Origin of the sequence: Aeromonas sp. 19NY04SH05-1, from assembly GCF_040581895.1 — a bacterium.
Taxonomy (GTDB): domain Bacteria; phylum Pseudomonadota; class Gammaproteobacteria; order Enterobacterales; family Aeromonadaceae; genus Aeromonas; species Aeromonas enteropelogenes.
Window position 1 is genome coordinate 3101765 of record NZ_CP095328.1, and the last position, 18570, is coordinate 3120334.

General features: G+C 54.0%; 16 protein-coding genes, 1 other RNA gene and 2 pseudogenes. 7 read left to right on the forward strand and 12 right to left on the reverse strand.

Annotated features, from left to right (window positions below):
• Window positions 1–159 precede the first annotated feature (159 nt).
• The 3 genes from smpB to MRK42_RS14170 all read left to right on the forward strand — a co-directional run bounded on the left by smpB (window position 160) and on the right by MRK42_RS14170 (window position 2584).
• Window positions 160–648 (forward strand): SsrA-binding protein SmpB, encoded by a 489-nt coding sequence (smpB, locus tag MRK42_RS14160; RefSeq protein ID WP_026455809.1) that lies wholly within the window; start codon window positions 160–162, stop codon window positions 646–648.
• Between the two features lie 173 nt (window positions 649–821).
• Window positions 822–1181: a transfer-messenger RNA gene (gene ssrA / locus MRK42_RS14165) on the forward strand.
• Between the two features lie 164 nt (window positions 1182–1345).
• Complete coding sequence (locus MRK42_RS14170) at window positions 1346–2584, forward strand: integrase domain-containing protein (RefSeq protein WP_111901416.1); 1239 nt, start codon at window positions 1346–1348, stop codon at window positions 2582–2584.
• A gap of 149 nt (window positions 2585–2733) precedes the next feature.
• Here the strand turns inward: MRK42_RS14170 and MRK42_RS14175 are convergent, their stop codons facing one another.
• From MRK42_RS14175 to MRK42_RS14185, 3 genes are all read right to left on the reverse strand, one after another.
• Window positions 2734–4497: a hypothetical protein gene (locus MRK42_RS14175; RefSeq protein WP_111901415.1), complete on the reverse strand. Its 1764-nt coding sequence runs from the start codon at window positions 4495–4497 to the stop codon at window positions 2734–2736.
• An 84-nt stretch (window positions 4498–4581) separates the two neighbouring features.
• Window positions 4582–5691 carry an inovirus-type Gp2 protein gene (locus MRK42_RS14180; protein ID WP_111901414.1) on the reverse strand — a complete coding sequence of 370 codons (1110 nt, stop codon included), beginning with the start codon at window positions 5689–5691 and terminating at the stop codon, window positions 4582–4584.
• 423 nt (window positions 5692–6114) lie between these two features.
• A complete protein-coding gene (locus tag MRK42_RS14185) occupies window positions 6115–6312 on the reverse strand; it encodes an AlpA family phage regulatory protein (RefSeq protein WP_111901413.1) in 198 nt (65 codons plus the stop codon).
• Between the two features lie 554 nt (window positions 6313–6866).
• Between MRK42_RS14185 and MRK42_RS14190 the strand changes: the two genes are divergently transcribed.
• The 3 genes from MRK42_RS14190 to MRK42_RS14200 all read left to right on the forward strand — a co-directional run bounded on the left by MRK42_RS14190 (window position 6867) and on the right by MRK42_RS14200 (window position 9881).
• Window positions 6867–7820, forward strand: a complete 954-nt coding sequence (locus MRK42_RS14190; protein ID WP_111901412.1) for a DUF932 domain-containing protein — start codon at window positions 6867–6869, stop codon at window positions 7818–7820.
• 94 nt (window positions 7821–7914) lie between these two features.
• Window positions 7915–8904: a lambda-exonuclease family protein gene (locus MRK42_RS14195; RefSeq protein WP_111901411.1), complete on the forward strand. Its 990-nt coding sequence runs from the start codon at window positions 7915–7917 to the stop codon at window positions 8902–8904.
• The gene (locus MRK42_RS14200; RefSeq protein WP_111901410.1) at window positions 8901–9881 is read left to right on the forward strand and encodes a hypothetical protein; all 981 of its coding nucleotides are present in this window, start codon (window positions 8901–8903) and stop codon (window positions 9879–9881) included. Before MRK42_RS14195 ends, MRK42_RS14200 begins: the two co-directional genes overlap by 4 nt.
• A 407-nt stretch (window positions 9882–10288) precedes the next feature.
• On the opposite strand, the gene MRK42_RS14205 is transcribed toward MRK42_RS14200, so the two are convergent.
• From MRK42_RS14205 to dfrA15, 6 genes are all read right to left on the reverse strand, one after another.
• Window positions 10289–11053: an IS6-like element IS6100 family transposase gene (locus tag MRK42_RS14205; protein WP_001389365.1), complete on the reverse strand. Its 765-nt coding sequence runs from the start codon at window positions 11051–11053 to the stop codon at window positions 10289–10291.
• A 354-nt stretch (window positions 11054–11407) separates the two neighbouring features.
• Window positions 11408–11908, reverse strand: coding sequence for a GNAT family N-acetyltransferase (locus MRK42_RS14210; protein WP_000376623.1), 501 nt, complete (start codon window positions 11906–11908; stop codon window positions 11408–11410).
• A 127-nt stretch (window positions 11909–12035) separates the two neighbouring features.
• The gene (gene sul1 / locus MRK42_RS14215) at window positions 12036–12875 is read right to left on the reverse strand and encodes a sulfonamide-resistant dihydropteroate synthase Sul1 (protein WP_000259031.1); all 840 of its coding nucleotides are present in this window, start codon (window positions 12873–12875) and stop codon (window positions 12036–12038) included.
• The gene (gene qacE, locus MRK42_RS14220) at window positions 12869–13216 is read right to left on the reverse strand and encodes a quaternary ammonium compound efflux SMR transporter QacE (protein ID WP_113739122.1); all 348 of its coding nucleotides are present in this window, start codon (window positions 13214–13216) and stop codon (window positions 12869–12871) included. Before qacE ends, sul1 begins: the two co-directional genes overlap by 7 nt.
• 186 nt (window positions 13217–13402) lie before the next feature.
• Window positions 13403–13954, reverse strand: a complete 552-nt coding sequence (locus MRK42_RS14225) for a DUF6714 family protein (RefSeq protein ID WP_147746136.1) — start codon at window positions 13952–13954, stop codon at window positions 13403–13405.
• A gap of 111 nt (window positions 13955–14065) precedes the next feature.
• Window positions 14066–14539: a trimethoprim-resistant dihydrofolate reductase DfrA15 gene (gene dfrA15 / locus MRK42_RS14230; protein WP_001355915.1), complete on the reverse strand. Its 474-nt coding sequence runs from the start codon at window positions 14537–14539 to the stop codon at window positions 14066–14068.
• A gap of 156 nt (window positions 14540–14695) precedes the next feature.
• Here dfrA15 and intI1 point away from each other — a divergent pair.
• Window positions 14696–15493: pseudogene (intI1, locus tag MRK42_RS14235) on the forward strand (class 1 integron integrase IntI1); the annotation flags it as partial.
• Between the two features lie 52 nt (window positions 15494–15545).
• On the opposite strand, the gene MRK42_RS14240 reads toward intI1, so the two are convergent.
• The 3 genes and pseudogenes from MRK42_RS14240 to MRK42_RS14250 form a co-directional block, all read right to left on the reverse strand.
• On the reverse strand, window positions 15546–16250 hold the full coding sequence (locus tag MRK42_RS14240) for an IS6-like element IS26 family transposase (protein WP_001067855.1): 705 nt from the start codon (window positions 16248–16250) through the stop codon (window positions 15546–15548).
• 66 nt (window positions 16251–16316) lie between these two features.
• Window positions 16317–16577: pseudogene (locus MRK42_RS14245) on the reverse strand (IS6 family transposase); the annotation flags it as partial.
• A gap of 39 nt (window positions 16578–16616) precedes the next feature.
• Window positions 16617–18566, reverse strand: coding sequence for a conjugal transfer protein TraG (locus MRK42_RS14250; RefSeq protein ID WP_106761483.1), 1950 nt, complete (start codon window positions 18564–18566; stop codon window positions 16617–16619).
• Window positions 18567–18570 lie beyond the last annotated feature (4 nt).

Sequence of the window (18570 nt, forward strand, 5' to 3'; positions counted from 1 at the left end):
CATCCAATCGCCGCGATTTTATCATCATGTTCCGGCTTGTGGAGGTAAAACCTCGGCCAAACTGCTCATTAAGCCGCCACTCGAGCCGCTGCGCGTTTTACAGCCGCCCTCGCCTACGTATAATACGAGCCTCCTAGTCATTGCCGGAAATCGCCCGTCATGAGCAAAAAAAACAGTAAAAACAAAGCCGGGTCCAGCACCATTGCACTTAACAGAACCGCGCGCCACGAATACTTCATTGAAGAGAAGATCGAAGCGGGTCTGTCCCTGCAAGGGTGGGAAGTCAAATCCCTGCGGGCGGGCAAGGCCAACATCAGCGAAGCCTATGTCATCTTCCGCGATGGCGAGGCCTACCTGTTCGGCTCCAGCTTCCTGCCGCTGCAGGCAGCCTCCAGCCACGTGGTGTGTGACCCGACCCGTACCCGCAAGCTGCTGCTGAGCCGCCGCGAACTCGACAAGCTCGAGAGCCTGATCGCCCGTCAGGGCTACACCATAGTGCCGCTCGCTCTCTACTGGAAACAGTGCTGGGTCAAGGTCGAGATCGGCCTGGTAAAAGGCAAGAAAGAGCACGACAAGCGCGAAGATACCAAGGCCCGCGAATGGGATCGGGAAAAAGCCCGCATCATGAAGAACAAAAACCGCGGCTAATCCGATTGATGCTGCAAGGTCCGGGCTCCAGGCCCGGACTTTTTCTTTTCTGGCCTACCCTCTCCCCCCCTGCTTGCGCACAATAAATCGGCAAACGGAGCGGCTCCCCGCGGGAATGGCCATCAACGCCTTGCCATGGCAGCATTTTTGCGTACAATCCCTCTTAACAACTTGGGGCTGATTCTGGATTCGACAAGATTCACGAAACCCAAGGTGCATGCCGAGGTGCGGTAGGCCTCGTTAATAAACCGCAAAAAAATAGTCGCAAACGACGAAAACTACGCACTGGCAGCTTAATAACCTGCGCAGAGCCCTTCTACCCTAGCTTGCCTGTGTCCTAGGGAATCGGAAGGTCATCCTTCACAGGATCGTGTGGAAGTCCTGCTCGGGGCGGAAGCATTAAAACCAATCGAGCTAGTTAATTCGTGGCGTGTCTCTCCGCAGCGGGTTGGCGAATGTAAAGAGTGACTAAGCATGTAGTGCCAAGGATGTAGTAATTTTGGACGGGGGTTCAAATCCCCCCAGCTCCACCAAATACCGGTCCAACAGTGACCAACGAAGTCCAAGAAACCCGCAGAGCGTAAGGCTTTGCGGGTTTTTTGTTGTCTTATGCTGTCCAATCGGATACGTTGCCATCCAGCCCTTTTAGGCATATCGTTAGGCATATCGTTTTGTATGCCTTCCGGAGCGTATGCCTATGCCTCGTATCACCCGCCCCTTGTCCCCAACCGAGATCAAAGCAGCCAAGCCCAAAGAGAAGGAATACACACTCTGCGACGGGGCTGGTCTAGAGCTCGTCATCAAACCCAATGGCTCAAAGTTGTGGCGCCTGCGTTACTACCGCCCCCTTACTAAACAGAGAAACATGATCAGCTTTGGCTCCTGGCCGGAGATGTCGTTGGCTGACGCGCGAGAGAAACGTTCAGAAGCCAAAACGTTGCTGCAACAAAACATCGATCCCCAACACCATCGAGATGAGCAGACATCCGCCGCGTTATCTCAGAGTGAGCACACATTTGAAGCCGTTGCCAAGCGCTGGTTTGATGTCAAGCGCCCCTCCGTCACCCCGGCCTATGCCGAAGATCTTTGGCGCTCGCTCGAAATGTATCTGTTCCCCGAGATTGGCACTGTGCCTGTTATGGAGATCAAGGCTCAGAGGGCCATCAAGATCATCGAGCCCATAGCAGCGGCAGGAAAACTCGAAACAGTGCGTCGTCTCACACAACGGGTGAACGAGATCATGACCTTTGCCGTCAACTCTGGTCTGATCGATGCCAACCCTTGCTCTGGGATCAGCAAGGTGTTTCAGCGTCCAGCCAAACAGCACATGCCCAGTATTAACCCCAACCAACTACCGGAACTGATGAACAGGCTATCGAAGGCCAGCATCAATTTGCAGACCCGCTGCCTTATCGAATGGAGCCTGCATACCTTAGCTCGCCCCAGCGAGGCTGCAGGAGCCCGGTGGGCAGAGATCGATATGGAAAAGAAACTCTGGCGGATCCCACCAGAGAGAATGAAGAAGCGCAGAGGTCATGACGTGCCCTTGACGCCACAGACACTTGCCTACCTGGACCTAATGCGACCGATCAGCGGCCATCGTGAATTTATCTTCCCTGGGATCCGAAATCCCAAGACACACACTAACGAACAAACCGCCAATGCAGCTTTGAAACGGATGGGGTATGAAGGGACCTTGGTTGCTCACGGCCTGCGAGCTTTGGGCAGCACGACCCTTAACGAGAGAGGATTTGATCGAGACGTTATCGAATCCGCCTTGGCGCACTCTGACAAAGACGAAGTGCGTAGCGCTTATAACCGCACGGATTATCTGGAACGTCGCCGAGAAATGATGGTCTGGTGGTCAGAACATATTGATACAGCATCCAAAATCGGCTCGGCGCTGACGTGGTTGCCATCCACAAAAGCAGGATAATTATTATCTATATAAGGCCTAGTTGTCCAAATCGCGACACTGCCTGCAACCTCGCAGATCCTGTAGAACCGTCTGAGAGCATCTGATGGACCCGCCAGTGAATTGAGCCGTGGGTAATGGATATCGAGCTTGGAATTAACTCCATCAGGTTAATTCCACATTGAGAATCGCATTATGATTTTTTTTAATTCTGTGCGAGATGATGAATGGCTCTTTCGCTTTGGCATTCGACTATTTTTATTTACAGAATGGCTTGACGTATCGCGAACCTCATTAATTTTGCAGTTCAACCCTTTCAAGGTTAGTTTCATAAAAAACATCTTCGCCATGCTGCTTTTGATAATATCAAGCAGCATATGACTATTACTAGGAATACCTACGGCCATTTCTTTTTGTAGGCCATCAGGCATCGTTTCTAATTTAGGTAAGGGCAACATCTGAAGAGTGTTTTTTATCATCATCAGATGTTTTTTGTCAGTATGCGCAATTGAATTCAATGAGCCGGATTGTTTAATTAGTATGTCCGGGGGCGCTATTAGAGGAATAATGGTTTTATTCTCGATAAGAAGAGCTGAAAAAAGTGTCATTGCATAGTCTCCCGACTGCGTCGCAGAAACGTCATCACTACAATATTTTTTTGCACACTTATGCCAACGGGCCTGCGCCTCGTTCAAAAAAATTAAGCTATCGAACATTGCCATTTTTTGATGTAAATAATCGACAATGCTTACAGTAGTCATGTGGCGTTTATCATCTTTCTTTTGAGATTTTAAAACTTTAATAAAATCGACCAAATTACTACCCTGTTGGGTGTCAATATTAAGTCTTTTAGCTAATTCCGAGTACTTTGTGCTACGTGGATTATTGGTAAATATACGAATGCTTTTTGATATTTTTTTATCATACTTACAAAGCAGGCTGAATGACTCCTTATGATAATCGAAGGGATACTCATTTTTAGGGAAACACAATGTGATAAACGTCTCTTGATACCATGGCATCGTCTCAGGTGCATGAATCGAGCTCACCATATTGACAAAGCCTTTTAATGCTGTCGTTTTTCTCAGGTCTGTATTAAAATCAGTTATCGCCCTACTGAAACGGTCTGCATATGCTCGAATACCATTGTGATTTTTTTTATTATCGCTGTAACGTTCAAACTCAAACCTAGCTTTAATCACTACTTTTAAATTTTTATCGTCACAAGTTACATCTTCTAAAAAGTCCCAAAGACCGGCAATATGTTTAGCTGCATTTTTTTCAAAATTACTGACCTTTACATTCAAGTCCTTTCTGAGTAGGTCTTTAAGCAAGACTCTGGCTCTTTCGTTGATTTTATTTGCCAAGCTTGTTGCTTGCTCAACCATGCCAATGAGCGGCTGCTCAGAAATCTCAAGCTCCATACGTATAGACGCTGTGATATCATCGTCAAAAACTAGGTGCTCATAATAACAGCTGATGATGTCGATACACTCTTGGGTTGAGAAGTAATTGGCATAGGGATGTAATGTGTAATGCCGAAAATGCCGATGTGCGACTCTGAGCAGAGACAAAATAGTTAAAAAATATGAACCTATCTTCGTCAGTGGAAACATACTAATTTGTTGAAATTCAGTTCGTGAGTGAAATCGCTCGATAGACTTATCAATACTCACCAGTTCAAATATCTGCCACTCATCCTCAGGAGTGCAGCCAAGCAGTTCCTTTAACTTCTCAATCAACGCTAAGGCATAGTACAAATTCCGGTGATGCTCGTCGCCATGACCATGTCGCAATCGCCACGGCTTTTTGCTCTTTTCACAAGCCATTCGAAGTGGACCAAGCTCATCAAACGATATTGCTATATCAAATGAAACTTGCCGTGCAAGCTCCAACAACTTCAGTCGCAACCAATCTCCCTTTGCTGTCGCCACCCCAACCTCCTATGCATTATCAATGCTCAATTGAATAGGGCCCGAAGGCCCCTCAAAAGAGTCTGACAAGATAGCCAGCCCGAGTCAAACACCGACCAAGCACTGCTGCCTGAATGGCTGCAGTGGTTGCCTGATGGTCTTGGTACGCGGCCTGCCTCTGGCCGTGACTTTCTTGGGTAACGTCCCTTTGAAGAAGGTACGACGTCCATCGAGCTTCAGCTTGGCTACACGGTCTGACTTGGTCAGATAGGCAAGCGCCTTGTGCAAATACTGCCGCTTCTCCTTGTCGTGATGATTGACGACGCCAATCCCACAAAATCGGTATTCGTTAGCCTTAGCCTTCATATTGCAGTTAAAGCCCCGGCCACGCCCGCCAGTAATATACTTCCACTCTTCGATTATGAACCCCGCATGACACACATCACTCCGGAAATTTGCGCCATTCAAAAAAACAACTAAATGGAAATGGTATCCGGTTTCCGGAGCAAACTCCAAGCGACAAGCATAGCCTACCCAGTTGGCAGCCAATGCCCCTTTGCGGCGATTTTTAAGCAATGCATCCTTGTGCTTGATTATTTCATCCAGTGAAAGTGAATCCCGGTGCTCACGCTTGTAGGACAAGTCTACACGCAATACCAACAACCGGGAGTAACGTTGAAATAAGCCGTTAACATAGCGCTGTAATGATACAGTGTTTTTGCGTGCACCTTTCATGAAGGTATATACTTGGCGCATCAGTTCGGATGATTTTAACTCATCCAGTAATACCTTGAGCGTTTCAGTAAGCATGGCTCTTACTTCGCAACTAATAAGACCAAGCTCAAGCATTTCGTGAAGCCCATGCTTCACGATAAAATTACACAAGCATGCTAGTTTAGGGTGCAGGCGATAATAATTCTGATGCTTAAAGACCAACGTAGCATTATTTACGATGGTCGTGAATTTTTTCCCCTCCTTGGTCAGAGTACAGGGGAAACCATTTTTTATGACCACATCAAAGATGATGGGCGGGTAGTTCATTTGCTCAAGTTTGGCAGTGTAACTCAACAATTCACGATAATAACCTACCTCGTTGTGTATCTGGAACAAGCCAACAGTGGGACTCCCGTCAGTGTCAGTGCCAACTTCAAGATTAGATTCTTGAAGTATTTTGATTGCATCAATGTCGATACAACCACGACCATACTTAGACATTCTTACTCCTTAATTTAATTCTTGGTATTAGTCGTGAGTAAGGACATGTGGTCATGTCCTATTCTTATCCCTGGTTACAGGCTTCATCTTGTTGATTACGCCTGTACTCTGTTTCATCATGAATGGGTTATAGTTTCCTTTCATTGTTAGTTGGAGGGTCTATGTATTAGTTATAGGGAATATTAATAACAATAAAAACCAATATTCACACCTCAGTTGTTTAAGGTGTTCTCAGGGGAAATAAATTCATCTCGCTCTTATTTCCCCGAGAATACCGACACCGTGAACGTGGCTGGTTTTTGTATAGTTAGTGTCTATTTTTCTCCTTCTTCTCTAACACGTAATCCACCTTGCTAAGACGTCGATCTCACGGCTCATGGAGCACTCTGTTGTGCCCCATGCTGCCTCAGCAAGAGGGTCTGATCACACCTCTTGGCGTGATTTCAGCCACTCCATAATCTCGTGTTCCAGGAACCCAACCGAGTTGGCCCCGATGCGGATCCGCTTAGGGAACGTCGCATCGAAACGCGGGGACCTCGGGCTCAACATGTCGAAAAATTTCGACTTGCTGATCCCTAGCGCCTGGATCACATCGTTGTTACGTAGTACCTTAATTGCCATCGGTTTACCTCCTTCAAAATGCTCTGTTCAACAACTGCATTTTCTCCAAAATATCTTCCTGAAACGACGCCATTTCCTGCCGTATTGGTTCTATTTATCCAGCCCCTGCTCCATCTCAACATCAGCCTTGGGTAGACTTCCGACAGCAGGAACTTCCTGCGAATGTTGTCCCGCTCCCCGTGCTGCCAAATGCAGCCTCCATGGCCATACCTAGCAAAAAGTTAGTTTCAGAATTTGGAAAGTTAGTTTAATTTCCATGCTAAACAGCAGGTTGCATCATCACCTGCACGGGGGGAGGAAGATCCAGTTCTCTCAACCCAAGGAGAGAAATGTGAGCCGAGCGGGGAGACGTCGATAAGAATTTAACTTGGTGATGCGGCTTAATGTGACCAAATCCAGGTCGTCTCACAGGTATGCCCCTCCTGTCCAAATTGACATATCGGTCATAGCAGCACTCGTCGGAGGATCAGTGCCATTTCCAGAAAATTTCAAACCTACATCACCCCCATGAGTTAGCAGGCAGATGTCTGCATTTCACAATTCCTGGAGGAGATATGGCTCACCTGATCGACACCATGGCCTACACTGGCCAAACCCCTTGGCATGGCCTCGGCAATGTCTTGCCACCGCAACAGTCCCTCGATATCTGGCTACAGGCAGCCGGGATGAATTGGACTATCGAGCAGAGTGACGTAATGTTTAACGTCGCCTCAGATGCACTCCATATTCGCCCTTATTCAGACAGCAAAGTTTTGTACCGCTCTGATAACCTGGAGCCTCTATCCGTCGTTTCTCGCCGATATAACGTGGTTCAGCCTCACGAGGTGCTGCATTTTTATCAAGATCTGGTAGAGGTGGGCGGCTTTGAGTTGGAAACAGCGGGCTCGCTCAAGGGCGGCCGCAAATTATGGGCGCTGGCTAAAACGGGTCAAGATATGAAACTGAAAGGTGGCGACAGGGTAAAATCATACCTGCTGCTTGCCACCAGTTGTGATGGTACGTTGTGTACCACAGCACAATTTACCTCGCTCCGAGTTGTCTGTAATAACACACTGCAAATAGCACTACGGGATAATAATGGGGCTATCAAAGTTCCCCACTCCACTCAATTTAATGCAGCTGCCGTCAAAGAGGCACTGGGCCTTGGTATGGCAAATTGGGATCGTTTCCAACAAGAGATGACATCGTTGAGTAATCGTCCGGTATCACCCGTGGAAGCCCTTAATTTCTTCGGTGAACTACTCAATGATCCGGCTGGCGATGATGAGAATATTATTCTCAGCCGTCCCGCCCAAAAACTGCACGAGCTGTATATGGGCGCAGGCATGGGCTCAGAGCTTGCCAGCTCCCGCAATACAGCCTGGGGGCTGGTCAATGCGGTGAGTGAGTACGTGGATCACCACCGTCGGGCACGCAGTCAGGATCATCGGCTCGATTCCGCTTGGTTTGGTCAGGGTGCCCAACTTAAATCCCAAGCCCTGGATCAGGCACTCACTCTGCTGCAGTAATTCCGCTTCCCCATTCAAACCGCATAACGACCTCACCCGGACTGGCACAAGCCAATCCGGGCGTAGGCGTTTATGCCGTCAACAAGGAGTCGTCATGAAATCAAAAGCCAAATACGGCCAAGCCCTGCGGCTGGCCTCCACTACCCAATTAACCCGCGAGCAGTGGCTCGCACTCCGCAAACTCGGCATTGGCTCCTCCGATGCCGCCGTGGCAGTGGGCCTCTCCCCTTACAAATGTCCGCTCAGCCTGTGGCTGGAGAAGACTGGCCGCAAGGAGCCGGAGGATATCTCCCATAAGGAAGCGGTGCTGTGGGGCATCGAACTGGAACCTGTGCTGGCACAGGTCTATGCCAAACGTACCGGCTACAAGGTGCGCCGGGTCAATGCGGTGCTGCAACACCCTGAGCATCCCTTCATGCTCGCCAACCTCGACCGGGAGGTGGTCGGCCATCCCGATGGGCCGGGCATTCTGGAGATCAAAACCGCCAGCTATCACAGCGCCCCCCAGTGGGAGGAAGGAGTGCCGGTGGCTTACCAGTGTCAGGTACTGCATCAACTGGCCGTCACTGGCCATGCCTGGGCCGAAGTGGCAGTGCTGATCGGCGGCCAGGATTTTCGGATTTACCGCATCGAGCGCGATGAGGAGAAGATCCAGGATCTCACCGAGCGGGAAGCGCAGTTCTGGCAGATGGTGCAACAAGATCAGCAACCTGAACCTGACGGCTCCAGTGATGCCGCCAATGCCCTTAGCTGGCTGTTTCCGCGTGACGATGGCCAGACGATGGATCTCTCCGATTCTCCCGAGTTCAACCAGCTGTTTGGCGAGCTACTGCGATTGCGTCAGCAAAAAGAAGCCGTCGAGCTGCAGGAGTCGCAGCTCAAACAGCGGCTGCAAGCCACTTTGGGTGAAGCGACAGCCGGGTTGTTTGCCGATGGCAAGATCACCTGGAAGCGCAGTAAAGACCGGCTGGCACCGGATCTGGATAAGCTTGGTCAGGATCATCCCGACCTGATCACCCGTTATGTCAAACCGGTACCCGGCGTGCGCCGTTTCACCATTCAACCCTTGAGACAAACACCATGATCAAAGGACTGGCGATCACCCCGCCCGTGATCGGGCGGATCTGCATCGGCAAGCTGGTGCAAAAACAGGATAAGTGGGTGCCGGAGAAAGACGACAGCTTCACCCTCACCACCCAGATACAGCAAAAGGGGGGATGGTTGCTCCACCCCCTGCATCAACACTACTCATCGCAAAAGAATAACCCAGGACAGGAGCAGACCAAGATCCGCGCTATTCCGGTGCGGGTGCTGTTCAACGACAGCGACTTGAATCTGCGGGCGGAATACAGCGCGTTTGACCGGCAAACCGGCAGGCCGCTGTGTGTCGGGAATGGGGAGGTGGCAAGACGCGTGGGGGCACAAGGCATGGAGGAAGTTAGCTGCCCGGGGCCAGAGCGCTGCGCCTTTGCCGGGCAACAGGGTTGCAAGCTGTACGGGCGACTGAACCTGTTTGTGGAGGGGCAAGGGGATGAGCTGGGCAGCTTTATCTTCCGAACCACCGGCTACAACTCGGTGCGCACTCTGTCGGCTCGACTGAAATACCTGGAGGCCGTGAGCGGTGGTCACACCCGTTATTTGCCGCTCACCCTGCGGTTGCGAGCCAAAAGCACCACCCAGTCCTACCGCACACCGGTCTACTACGTGGATTTGACCTTGCGGGAAGAGACCAACCTGACCGAGGCAATCAGACAGGCACACGAGGCCGCCCAGCGTGACCAAGAGGCGGGACTCGCCATCGACCAGATGGAGCAGGCCGCGCGCGAGTTGCTGCGTAACGGCCAGTTTGAAGACATCGATGAGGAGGTGCCGATGCTGCTGGAGGAGTTCTATCCCGAAACCAACACTGACGAGACAAATGGTAACACGAGTGCGGAGGCGACAACCTCGCATAGCGCACCACAAAGCCAAGCAACCAGAACGCCACAGAGACCGCAACCAAGAAGGAGTCCGCTCACCAACAAATTGGGGAAAGGGAGCCCAACTTCTTCCCCCGGTTAACCGCTGATGACCCTCGGGAACTGGGGGCGATTCACCCCCCACTGAACCGTGAAGCACTTTCTACAGGACCAAGTTTACTACTTCCAGCCCGATTGCATTCGCCAATCGATATCCACGGCAATCACAAAACGGCTCGTTATTGGATCCAAATGCTGGCTCTTGGTCAATAGCTCAGGCCCTAGTGACATGCACGAATACTGTCGTTTTCAGAAGGCGACTGCACCGGTTCATTGGGTTGGCCGTACCGAGTGCATAGGACTGCTGACACGACCTGTTCAGTAGTCGTATGCACGAGCCGCCGCGAGGGGATGGGATTGCTCAGGAGTCCTGTCATTTTCAGAAGACGACTGCACGGCTCTGTTGCAAAGATTGGCGGCAGTCAGAGGTAGGCTGTCGCTCTGCGCCGATCAGGCGGCTGCTGCGAAATGGTGGTTGAGCATGCCCATGGCCTCCGTCAGCGCCGAGGGCCCAATGCCAAAAGCTCTCTCCACAAGGCGCACCTCGCCCCTGATGCCGGGCTGCAGGCACCAGGGGCGAGCCTGTCCTTTGCGCAGGGCTCGCATGACTTCGAATCCCTTGATCGTGGCATAGGCCGTGGGGATCGATTTGAAACCGCGCACCGGCTTGATCAGTATCTTGAGCTTTCCGTGATCGGCCTCGATCACGTTATTGAGATACTTCACCTGCCGGTGGGCCGTCTCCCGGTCCAGCTTTCCTTCGCGCTTCAATTCGGTGATCGCTGCACCATAGCTCGGCGCTTTGTCGGTATTGAGCGTGGCAGGCTTTTCCCAGTGCTTCAGGCCTCGCAGGGCCTTGCCCAGGAACCGCTTCGCTGCCTTGGCGCTGCGGGTCGGCGACAGGTAGAAATCGATCGTGTCGCCCCGCTTGTCGACTGCCCGGTACAGGTAGGTCCACTTGCCCCGCACCTTGACGTAGGTTTCATCCAGGCGCCAGCTCGGATCAAAGCCACGCCGCCAGAACCAGCGCAGCCGCTTCTCCATCTCCGGGGCGTAGCACTGGACCCAGCGATAGATCGTCGTATGGTCGACCGAAATGCCGCGTTCCGCCAGCATTTCCTCAAGGTCGCGATAGCTGATCGGATAGCGACAATACCAGCGCACCGCCCACAGGATCACATCACCCTGGAAATGGCGCCACTTGAAATCCGTCATCGTTCCGTCCGTCCAATCTCCGCCAAGCATGCTCAAGCTTCACGATTTTTGCAACAGAGCCGAGAGAACTATCTTCGGCCTTCACACGCACGAAAGGCGGCGAAGCTCCGCCGTTAATCCGTCCGCCGGAGATCTCGCCCAGGCAGGCTGAAGGCCGAGCAAGCCTGACAGGCCCGAAAAGCCCGGCACGGGCGTCGGCGGCGATGACGGCGGCGGCATTATCCAGGGTTGATGATGGAAGTGGAGGATATCGACAACCTCTCGCGCAACCAAGACATCGCGGTCGGACTGCAAGTGATCTTGAAGCCACGGGCCCGTCCCACCCCGACATGGACCTCGATGCCCGAACGGACGTTAGATTTCGAGTTCTAGGCGTTCTGCGATGAAGGTTGGATCCCAGCCGGGATTGAAAGTGTCGACGTGGGTGAATCCGAGCCGCTCGTATAGGCCACGCAGGTTCGGGTGGCAGTCGAGCCGCAGCTTGGCGCACCCCTGCGTTCGCGCGGCATGGCGGCAAGCCTCGATCAGCGCGGAGCTGACACCCCGGCCCGCATGTGTCCGTCGCACCGCGAGCTTGTGCAGATATGCGGCCTCCCCCTTGAGGGCGTCGGGCCAGAACTCGGGATCCTCGGCCGACAAGGTGCAACAGCCGACGATGCCGTCGCTGCAACTCGCGACTAGGAGCTCGGATCTCAGGACGAAGGTCTCCGCGAATGTCCGGTCGATCCGCGCGACGTCCCAGGCGGGCGTTCCCTTGGCGGACATCCACGCCGCAGCGTCGTGCATCAGCCGCACAACCTCGTCGATATCACCCGAGCAGGCGACCCGAACGTTCGGAGGCTCCTCGCTGTCCATTCGCTCCCCTGGCGCGGTATGAACCGCCGCCTCATAGTGCAGTTTGATCCTGACGAGCCCAGCATGTCTGCGCCCACCTTCGCGGAACCTGACCAGGGTCCGCTAGCGGGCGGCCGGAAGGTGAATGCTAGGCATGATCTAACCCTCGGTCTCTGGCGTCGCGACTGCGAAATTTCGCGAGGGTTTCCGAGAAGGTGATTGCGCTTCGCAGATCTCCAGGCGCGTGGGTGCGGACGTAGTCAGCGCCATTGCCGATCGCGTGAAGTTCCGCCGCAAGGCTCGCTGGACCCAGATCCTTTACAGGAAGGCCAACGGTGGCGCCCAAGAAGGATTTCCGCGACACCGAGACCAATAGCGGAAGCCCCAACGCCGACTTCAGCTTTTGAAGGTTCGACAGCACGTGCAGCGATGTTTCCGGTGCGGGGCTCAAGAAAAATCCCATCCCCGGATCGAGGATGAGCCGGTCGGCAGCGACCCCGCTCCGTCGCAAGGCGGAAACCCGCGCCTCGAAGAACCGCACAATCTCGTCGAGCGCGTCTTCGGGTCGAAGGTGACCGGTGCGGGTGGCGATGCCATCCCGCTGCGCTGAGTGCATAACCACCAGCCTGCAGTCCGCCTCAGCAATATCGGGATAGAGCGCAGGGTCAGGAAATCCTTGGATATCGTTCAGGTAGCCCACGCCGCGCTTGAGCGCATAGCGCTGGGTTTCCGGTTGGAAGCTGTCGATTGAAACACGGTGCATCTGATCGGACAGGGCGTCTAAGAGCGGCGCAATACGTCTGATCTCATCGGCCGGCGATACAGGCCTCGCGTCCGGATGGCTGGCGGCCGGTCCGACATCCACGACGTCTGATCCGACTCGCAGCATTTCGATCGCCGCGGTGACAGCGCCGGCGGGGTCTAGCCGCCGGCTCTCATCGAAGAAGGAGTCCTCGGTGAGATTCAGAATGCCGAACACCGTCACCATGGCGTCGGCCTCCGCAGCGACTTCCACGATGGGGATCGGGCGAGCAAAAAGGCAGCAATTATGAGCCCCATACCTACAAAGCCCCACGCATCAAGCTTTTGCCCATGAAGCAACCAGGCAATGGCTGTAATTATGACGACGCCGAGTCCCGACCAGACTGCATAAGCAACACCGACAGGGATGGATTTCAGAACCAGAGAAAGAAAATAAAATGCGATGCCATAACCGATTATGACAACGGCGGAAGGGGCAAGCTTAGTAAAGCCCTCGCTAGATTTTAATGCGGATGTTGCGATTACTTCGCCATCTATTGCGATAACAAGAAAAAGCCAGCCTTTCATGATATATCTCCCAATTTGTGTAGGGCTTATTATGCACGCTTAAAAATAATAAAAGCAGACTTGACCTGATAGTTTGGCTGTGAGCAATTATGTGCTTAGTGCATCTAACGTTTGACATGAGCTGCGGCTTGCAGGCGGCGAAGCCGGCTGGAAGACGTCCGCTCGATGGAACGGTTAGGCTGAGAGCTACTTCGCCCAGTAGTTTTCCAGCGCTCTTCGTATGTGCTCATGGTCGTACTCGAACTCCTCTGCTTGCAGGGCGAACTCTAAGTATTTTCGAACTACCGCTCTCTGTTTCTCCGTGAGGAGAGTGCATTGAACTTCAATGAGTGTTGATTGAACTAGGTTATATATGAGGTCGAACTCGTAGAGCGCTTGCATATCAGCAACCAGGAATGCCGGAAGGTGAAATCGCATCCCTTCCGCATCGAAGAAGGACAGGCTGCTGCTGTATCTGTTCAGCTTTTCGATTGGAATTGACCTCCAATCCAACTTCTCGTCCTTCGCCCTGTACTCAGCTAGCTTCTGCTCGCTCGCATAGTCGTCTAGCCCGTTGGCCTCCAGAAGGCCAACGCCAGACCCAAGTTTTACTCCTGCAAAGGCTTCGTATGTTTCCGCCACGAGTGTCTCAAGAGCCTCCCCGCGCTTCGCGAGCTCCATTTGCTCAGCCAAGACAGAAGGATCAAAGCCGCGAGACCGCATTTCGTCGACATCTTTGAGGGTCGGATACTTTCTCACGCGTCTTCTCGCAGCCTAACGCCTGGCACAGCTGCCGACAAAATTGGCGCTTGTTTTGCCGGCTTTTTGGCAAAACAAGTGACACTTTTGGCGGTCAGTTGCTGCCACTTGTTAACCCTTTTGCCAGATTTGGTAACTATAATTTATGTTAGACACGAAGTCTTGGCTAAAAACTGGCCTAAAACTACTGGGGATTTCTGGAAAATAGACATCACCTTCTGGCTCAATGTCGATTGTTGAAATATGTAAAGTATCAACTTTATCGATCAGGCTTTTGTATATTTCACCACCACCAGACACAATCACATGATCCGTTATCGTCTTCAGATGATTTAGCGCTTCATCGATAGATGGAAATACCAATACATTCTCATCACTGGAAGTGAAGCTTGAACGAGTTACAACGGCATATTTTCGGTTGGGTAAAGCCCCCATTGACTCGAAAGTCTTTCGGCCTACCAAAAGCCACTGATTATAGGTAATCGCTTTGAAGAGTAATTGTTCCCCTTTGGCACTCCATGGAATATCTGGGCCATTTCCGATAACTCCATTCTTCGAAATTGCTGCCATTAGTGATAGTTTCACGATACTTCCTTAGGGGTTAACTTTGTTTTAGGGCGACTGCCCTGCTGCGTAACATCGTTGCTGCTCCATAACATCAAACATCGACCCACGGCGTAACGCGCTTGCTGCTTGGATGCCCGAGGCATAGACTGTACAAAAAAACAGTCATAACAAGCCATGAAAACCGCCACTGCGCCGTTACCACCGCTGCGTTCGGTCAAGGTTCTGGACCAGTTGCGTGAGCGCATACGCTACTTGCATTACAGCTTACGAACCGAACAGGCTTATGTCCACTGGGTTCGTGCCTTCATCCGTTTCCACGGTGTGCGTCACCCGGCAACCTTGGGCAGCAGCGAAGTCGAGGCATTTCTGTCCTGGCTGGCGAACGAGCGCAAGGTTTCGGTCTCCACGCATCGTCAGGCATTGGCGGCCTTGCTGTTCTTCTACGGCAAGGTGCTGTGCACGGATCTGCCCTGGCTTCAGGAGATCGGAAGACCTCGGCCGTCGCGGCGCTTGCCGGTGGTGCTGACCCCGGATGAAGTGGTTCGCATCCTCGGTTTTCTGGAAGGCGAGCATCGTTTGTTCGCCCAGCTTCTGTATGGAACGGGCATGCGGATCAGTGAGGGTTTGCAACTGCGGGTCAAGGATCTGGATTTCGATCACGGCACGATCATCGTGCGGGAGGGCAAGGGCTCCAAGGATCGGGCCTTGATGTTACCCGAGAGCTTGGCACCCAGCCTGCGCGAGCAGCTGTCGCGTGCACGGGCATGGTGGCTGAAGGACCAGGCCGAGGGCCGCAGCGGCGTTGCGCTTCCCGACGCCCTTGAGCGGAAGTATCCGCGCGCCGGGCATTCCTGGCCGTGGTTCTGGGTTTTTGCGCAGCACACGCATTCGACCGATCCACGGAGCGGTGTCGTGCGTCGCCATCACATGTATGACCAGACCTTTCAGCGCGCCTTCAAACGTGCCGTAGAAGGCACTGTTGCAAAGTTAGCGATGAGGCAGCCTTTTGTCTTATTCAAAGGCCTTACATTTCAAAAACTCTGCTTACCAGGCGCATTTCGCCCAGGGGATCACCATAATAAAATGCTGAGGCCTGGCCTTTGCGTAGTGCACGCATCACCTCAATACCTTTGATGGTGGCGTAAGCCGTCTTCATGGATTTAAATCCCAGCGTGGCGCCGATTATCCGTTTCAGTTTGCCATGATCGCATTCAATCACGTTGTTCCGGTACTTAATCTGTCGGTGTTCAACGTCAGACGGGCACCGGCCTTCGCGTTTGAGCAGAGCAAGCGCGCGACCATAGGCGGGCGCTTTATCCGTGTTGATGAATCGCGGGATCTGCCACTTCTTCACGTTGTTGAGGATTTTACCCAGAAACCGGTATGCAGCTTTGCTGTTACGACGGGAGGAGAGATAAAAATCGACAGTGCGGCCCCGGCTGTCGACGGCCCGGTACAGATACGCCCAGCGGCCATTGACCTTCACGTAGGTTTCATCCATGTGCCACGGGCAAAGATCGGAAGGGTTACGCCAGTACCAGCGCAGCCGTTTTTCCATTTCAGGCGCATAACGCTGAACCCAGCGGTAAATCGTGGAGTGATCGACATTCACTCCGCGTTCAGCCAGCATCTCCTGCAGCTCACGGTAACTGATGCCGTATTTGCAGTACCAGCGTACGGCCCACAGAATGATGTCACGCTGAAAATGCCGGCCTTTGAATGGGTTCATGTGCAGCTCCATCAGCAAAAGGGGATGATAAGTTTATCACCACCGACTATTTGCAACAGTGCCGGTCCACTTGCCCCGCACCTTGACGTAGGTTTCATCCAGGCGCCAGCTCGGATCAAAGCCACGCCGCCAGAACCAGCGCAGCCGCTTCTCCATCTCCGGGGCGTAGCACTGGACCCAGCGATAGATCGTCGTATGGTCGACCGAAATGCCGCGTTCCGCCAGCATTTCCTCAAGGTCGCGATAGCTGATCGGATAGCGACAATACCAGCGCACCGCCCACAGGATCACATCACCCTGGAAATGGCGCCACTTGAAATCCGTCATCGTTCCGTCCGTCCAATCTCCGCCAAGCATGCTCAAGCTTCACGATTTTTGCAACAGAGCCCGCTGGCGCATGGCGCGGGCCTTGGCGGCGTCAACGTCCGGCTCGTCGTCCAGAAACTCGAACTCCTGTTCGGGCGATGGCGTCGGCGTGACGATTTCCTCATGCTCGGGCAATTCCGGCTCGCGGCGGATGCCGGCATTGGCCGGGTCGCCCTCGGCCTCGTTTCCCCTCGTCGCGGAACGGCTTTCCGCCGCGACCACGCGGCCGGACCAATCATCGGCGGATGGGCTGGGCGCCAGCGGAGCGGCGACCAGATCGGGCGGGGTCAGGATGCGTTCCTGCAACCGCGCGTCCTCGAAATAGCGGGCCTTGGTCGCGCGGATCGGCGGCGTGCCCGCGACCATGACGATTTCATCGGTAGGCGGAAGCTGCATGATTTCGCCCGGCGTGAGCAGCGGCCGGGCTGTCTCCTGCCGTGAAACCATGAGATGCCCGAGCCACGGCGCGAGCCTGTGGCCGGCATAGTTGGTGGAATCGCGCATCTCGGTCGCGGTGCCGAGCGCGTCGCTCACCCTTTTGGCGGTCCTTTCGTCATTCGTGGCAAAGCTGACGCGCACATGGCAGTTGTCGAGGATCGCGTTGTTCGGCCCATAGGCCCGCTCGATCTGGTTGAGGCTCTGCGCGATCAGGAAGCCTTTGATTCCGTAGCCTGCCATGAAGGCCAAGGCGGACTCGAAAAAATCCAACCTGCCCAATGCCGGAAACTCGTCGAGCATCAACAGCAGGCGATGGCGCTTGCCGGAGGTGGTCAATTCCTCGGTCAACCGCCTCCCAATCTGGTTGAGGATCAGGCGGATTAGCGGCTTTGTGCGGTTAATGTCGGATGGCGGCACGACCAGATAGAGCGTGACGGGCTGGCGGCTGCCGACCAGATCGGCAATGCGCCAGTCGCAATGCGCCGTCACCCGCGCCACCACGGGATCGCGGTAGAGGCCGAGAAACGACATGGCGGTGGAGAGCACGCCCGACCGCTCGTTCTCGGATTTGTTCAACAGTTCGCGGGCGGACGACGCGATGACGGGATGAAGGCCCGCCTCGCCGAGATGCGGCGTGTCCATCATGGCGCGCAAGGTCGCCTCGACCGGGCGGCGGGGATCGGACAGGAAGTTGGCGACGCCCGCCAAGGTCTTATCCTTCTCCGCGTAGAGAACATGCAGGATCGCGCCGACCAGCAAGCTATGGCTGGTCTTTTCCCAATGATTGCGCTTGTCGAGACTGCCTTCGGGATCGACCAGAATATCCGCGATATTCTGCACGTCGCGGACTTCCCATTCGCCCTGCCGCACCTCCAGCAGCGGGTTGTAGGCCGACGATCTGGCGTTGGTCGGATCGAACAGCAGCACGCGGCCATGCTTCGCGCGGAAGCCCGCTGTCAGCGTCCAGTTCTCGCCTTTTATGTCGTGAACGATGGCGGATGCCGGCCATGTCAGCAGCGTCGGCACCACCAGCCCGACGCCTTTGCCGCTGCGCGTCGGGGCGAAGCATAGAACATGCTCGGGACCATCATGGCGCAGATAGTCCCGGTCGTATCGGCCGAGCAGGACGCCATCGGGGCCGAGCAATCCGGCCGCGCGGATTTCTCTGTCCTCGGCCCATCGCGCCGAACCGTAGGTGGCGACGTTCCGGGCTTCGCGCGCGCGGATGATCGACATGAAGATGGCGGCAGCGATGGCGAGGAAGCCGCCCGATACGGCGATGATGCCGCCCTCGACGAAGATCGCGGGCGCATAGGCGTCGAACGAAAACCACCACCAGAAGAAGGCCGGTGGATAATAGACCGGCAGGCCCACCAGCTCGAACCACGGATTGCCAAGCTGCGGCTGGAAGCCGAGGCGGAATGCTATCCATTGCGTCGCCGCCCACGTCATCACCAGAACGATGGTGAAAACGACAGCGATCTGACCCCAAAGGATTCGGCCTCCGCGCAATGCA

Coding starts and splice junctions, on each gene's coding strand:
- MRK42_RS14240 (WP_001067855.1), bottom strand. CDS start 16,250: ATGAACCCATTCAAAGGCCGGCATTTTCAGCGTGACATCATTCTGTGG.
- qacE (WP_113739122.1), bottom strand. CDS start 13,216: ATGAAAGGCTGGCTTTTTCTTGTTATCGCAATAGATGGCGAAGTAATC.
- sul1 (WP_000259031.1), bottom strand. CDS start 12,875: ATGGTGACGGTGTTCGGCATTCTGAATCTCACCGAGGACTCCTTCTTC.
- MRK42_RS14200 (WP_111901410.1), top strand. CDS start 8,901: ATGATCAAAGGACTGGCGATCACCCCGCCCGTGATCGGGCGGATCTGC.
- MRK42_RS14205 (WP_001389365.1), bottom strand. CDS start 11,053: ATGACGGATTTCAAGTGGCGCCATTTCCAGGGTGATGTGATCCTGTGG.
- MRK42_RS14195 (WP_111901411.1), top strand. CDS start 7,915: ATGAAATCAAAAGCCAAATACGGCCAAGCCCTGCGGCTGGCCTCCACT.
- smpB (WP_026455809.1), top strand. CDS start 160: ATGAGCAAAAAAAACAGTAAAAACAAAGCCGGGTCCAGCACCATTGCA.
- MRK42_RS14185 (WP_111901413.1), bottom strand. CDS start 6,312: ATGGCAATTAAGGTACTACGTAACAACGATGTGATCCAGGCGCTAGGG.
- MRK42_RS14210 (WP_000376623.1), bottom strand. CDS start 11,908: ATGGACAGCGAGGAGCCTCCGAACGTTCGGGTCGCCTGCTCGGGTGAT.
- MRK42_RS14180 (WP_111901414.1), bottom strand. CDS start 5,691: ATGTCTAAGTATGGTCGTGGTTGTATCGACATTGATGCAATCAAAATA.
- MRK42_RS14170 (WP_111901416.1), top strand. CDS start 1,346: ATGCCTCGTATCACCCGCCCCTTGTCCCCAACCGAGATCAAAGCAGCC.
- MRK42_RS14190 (WP_111901412.1), top strand. CDS start 6,867: ATGGCTCACCTGATCGACACCATGGCCTACACTGGCCAAACCCCTTGG.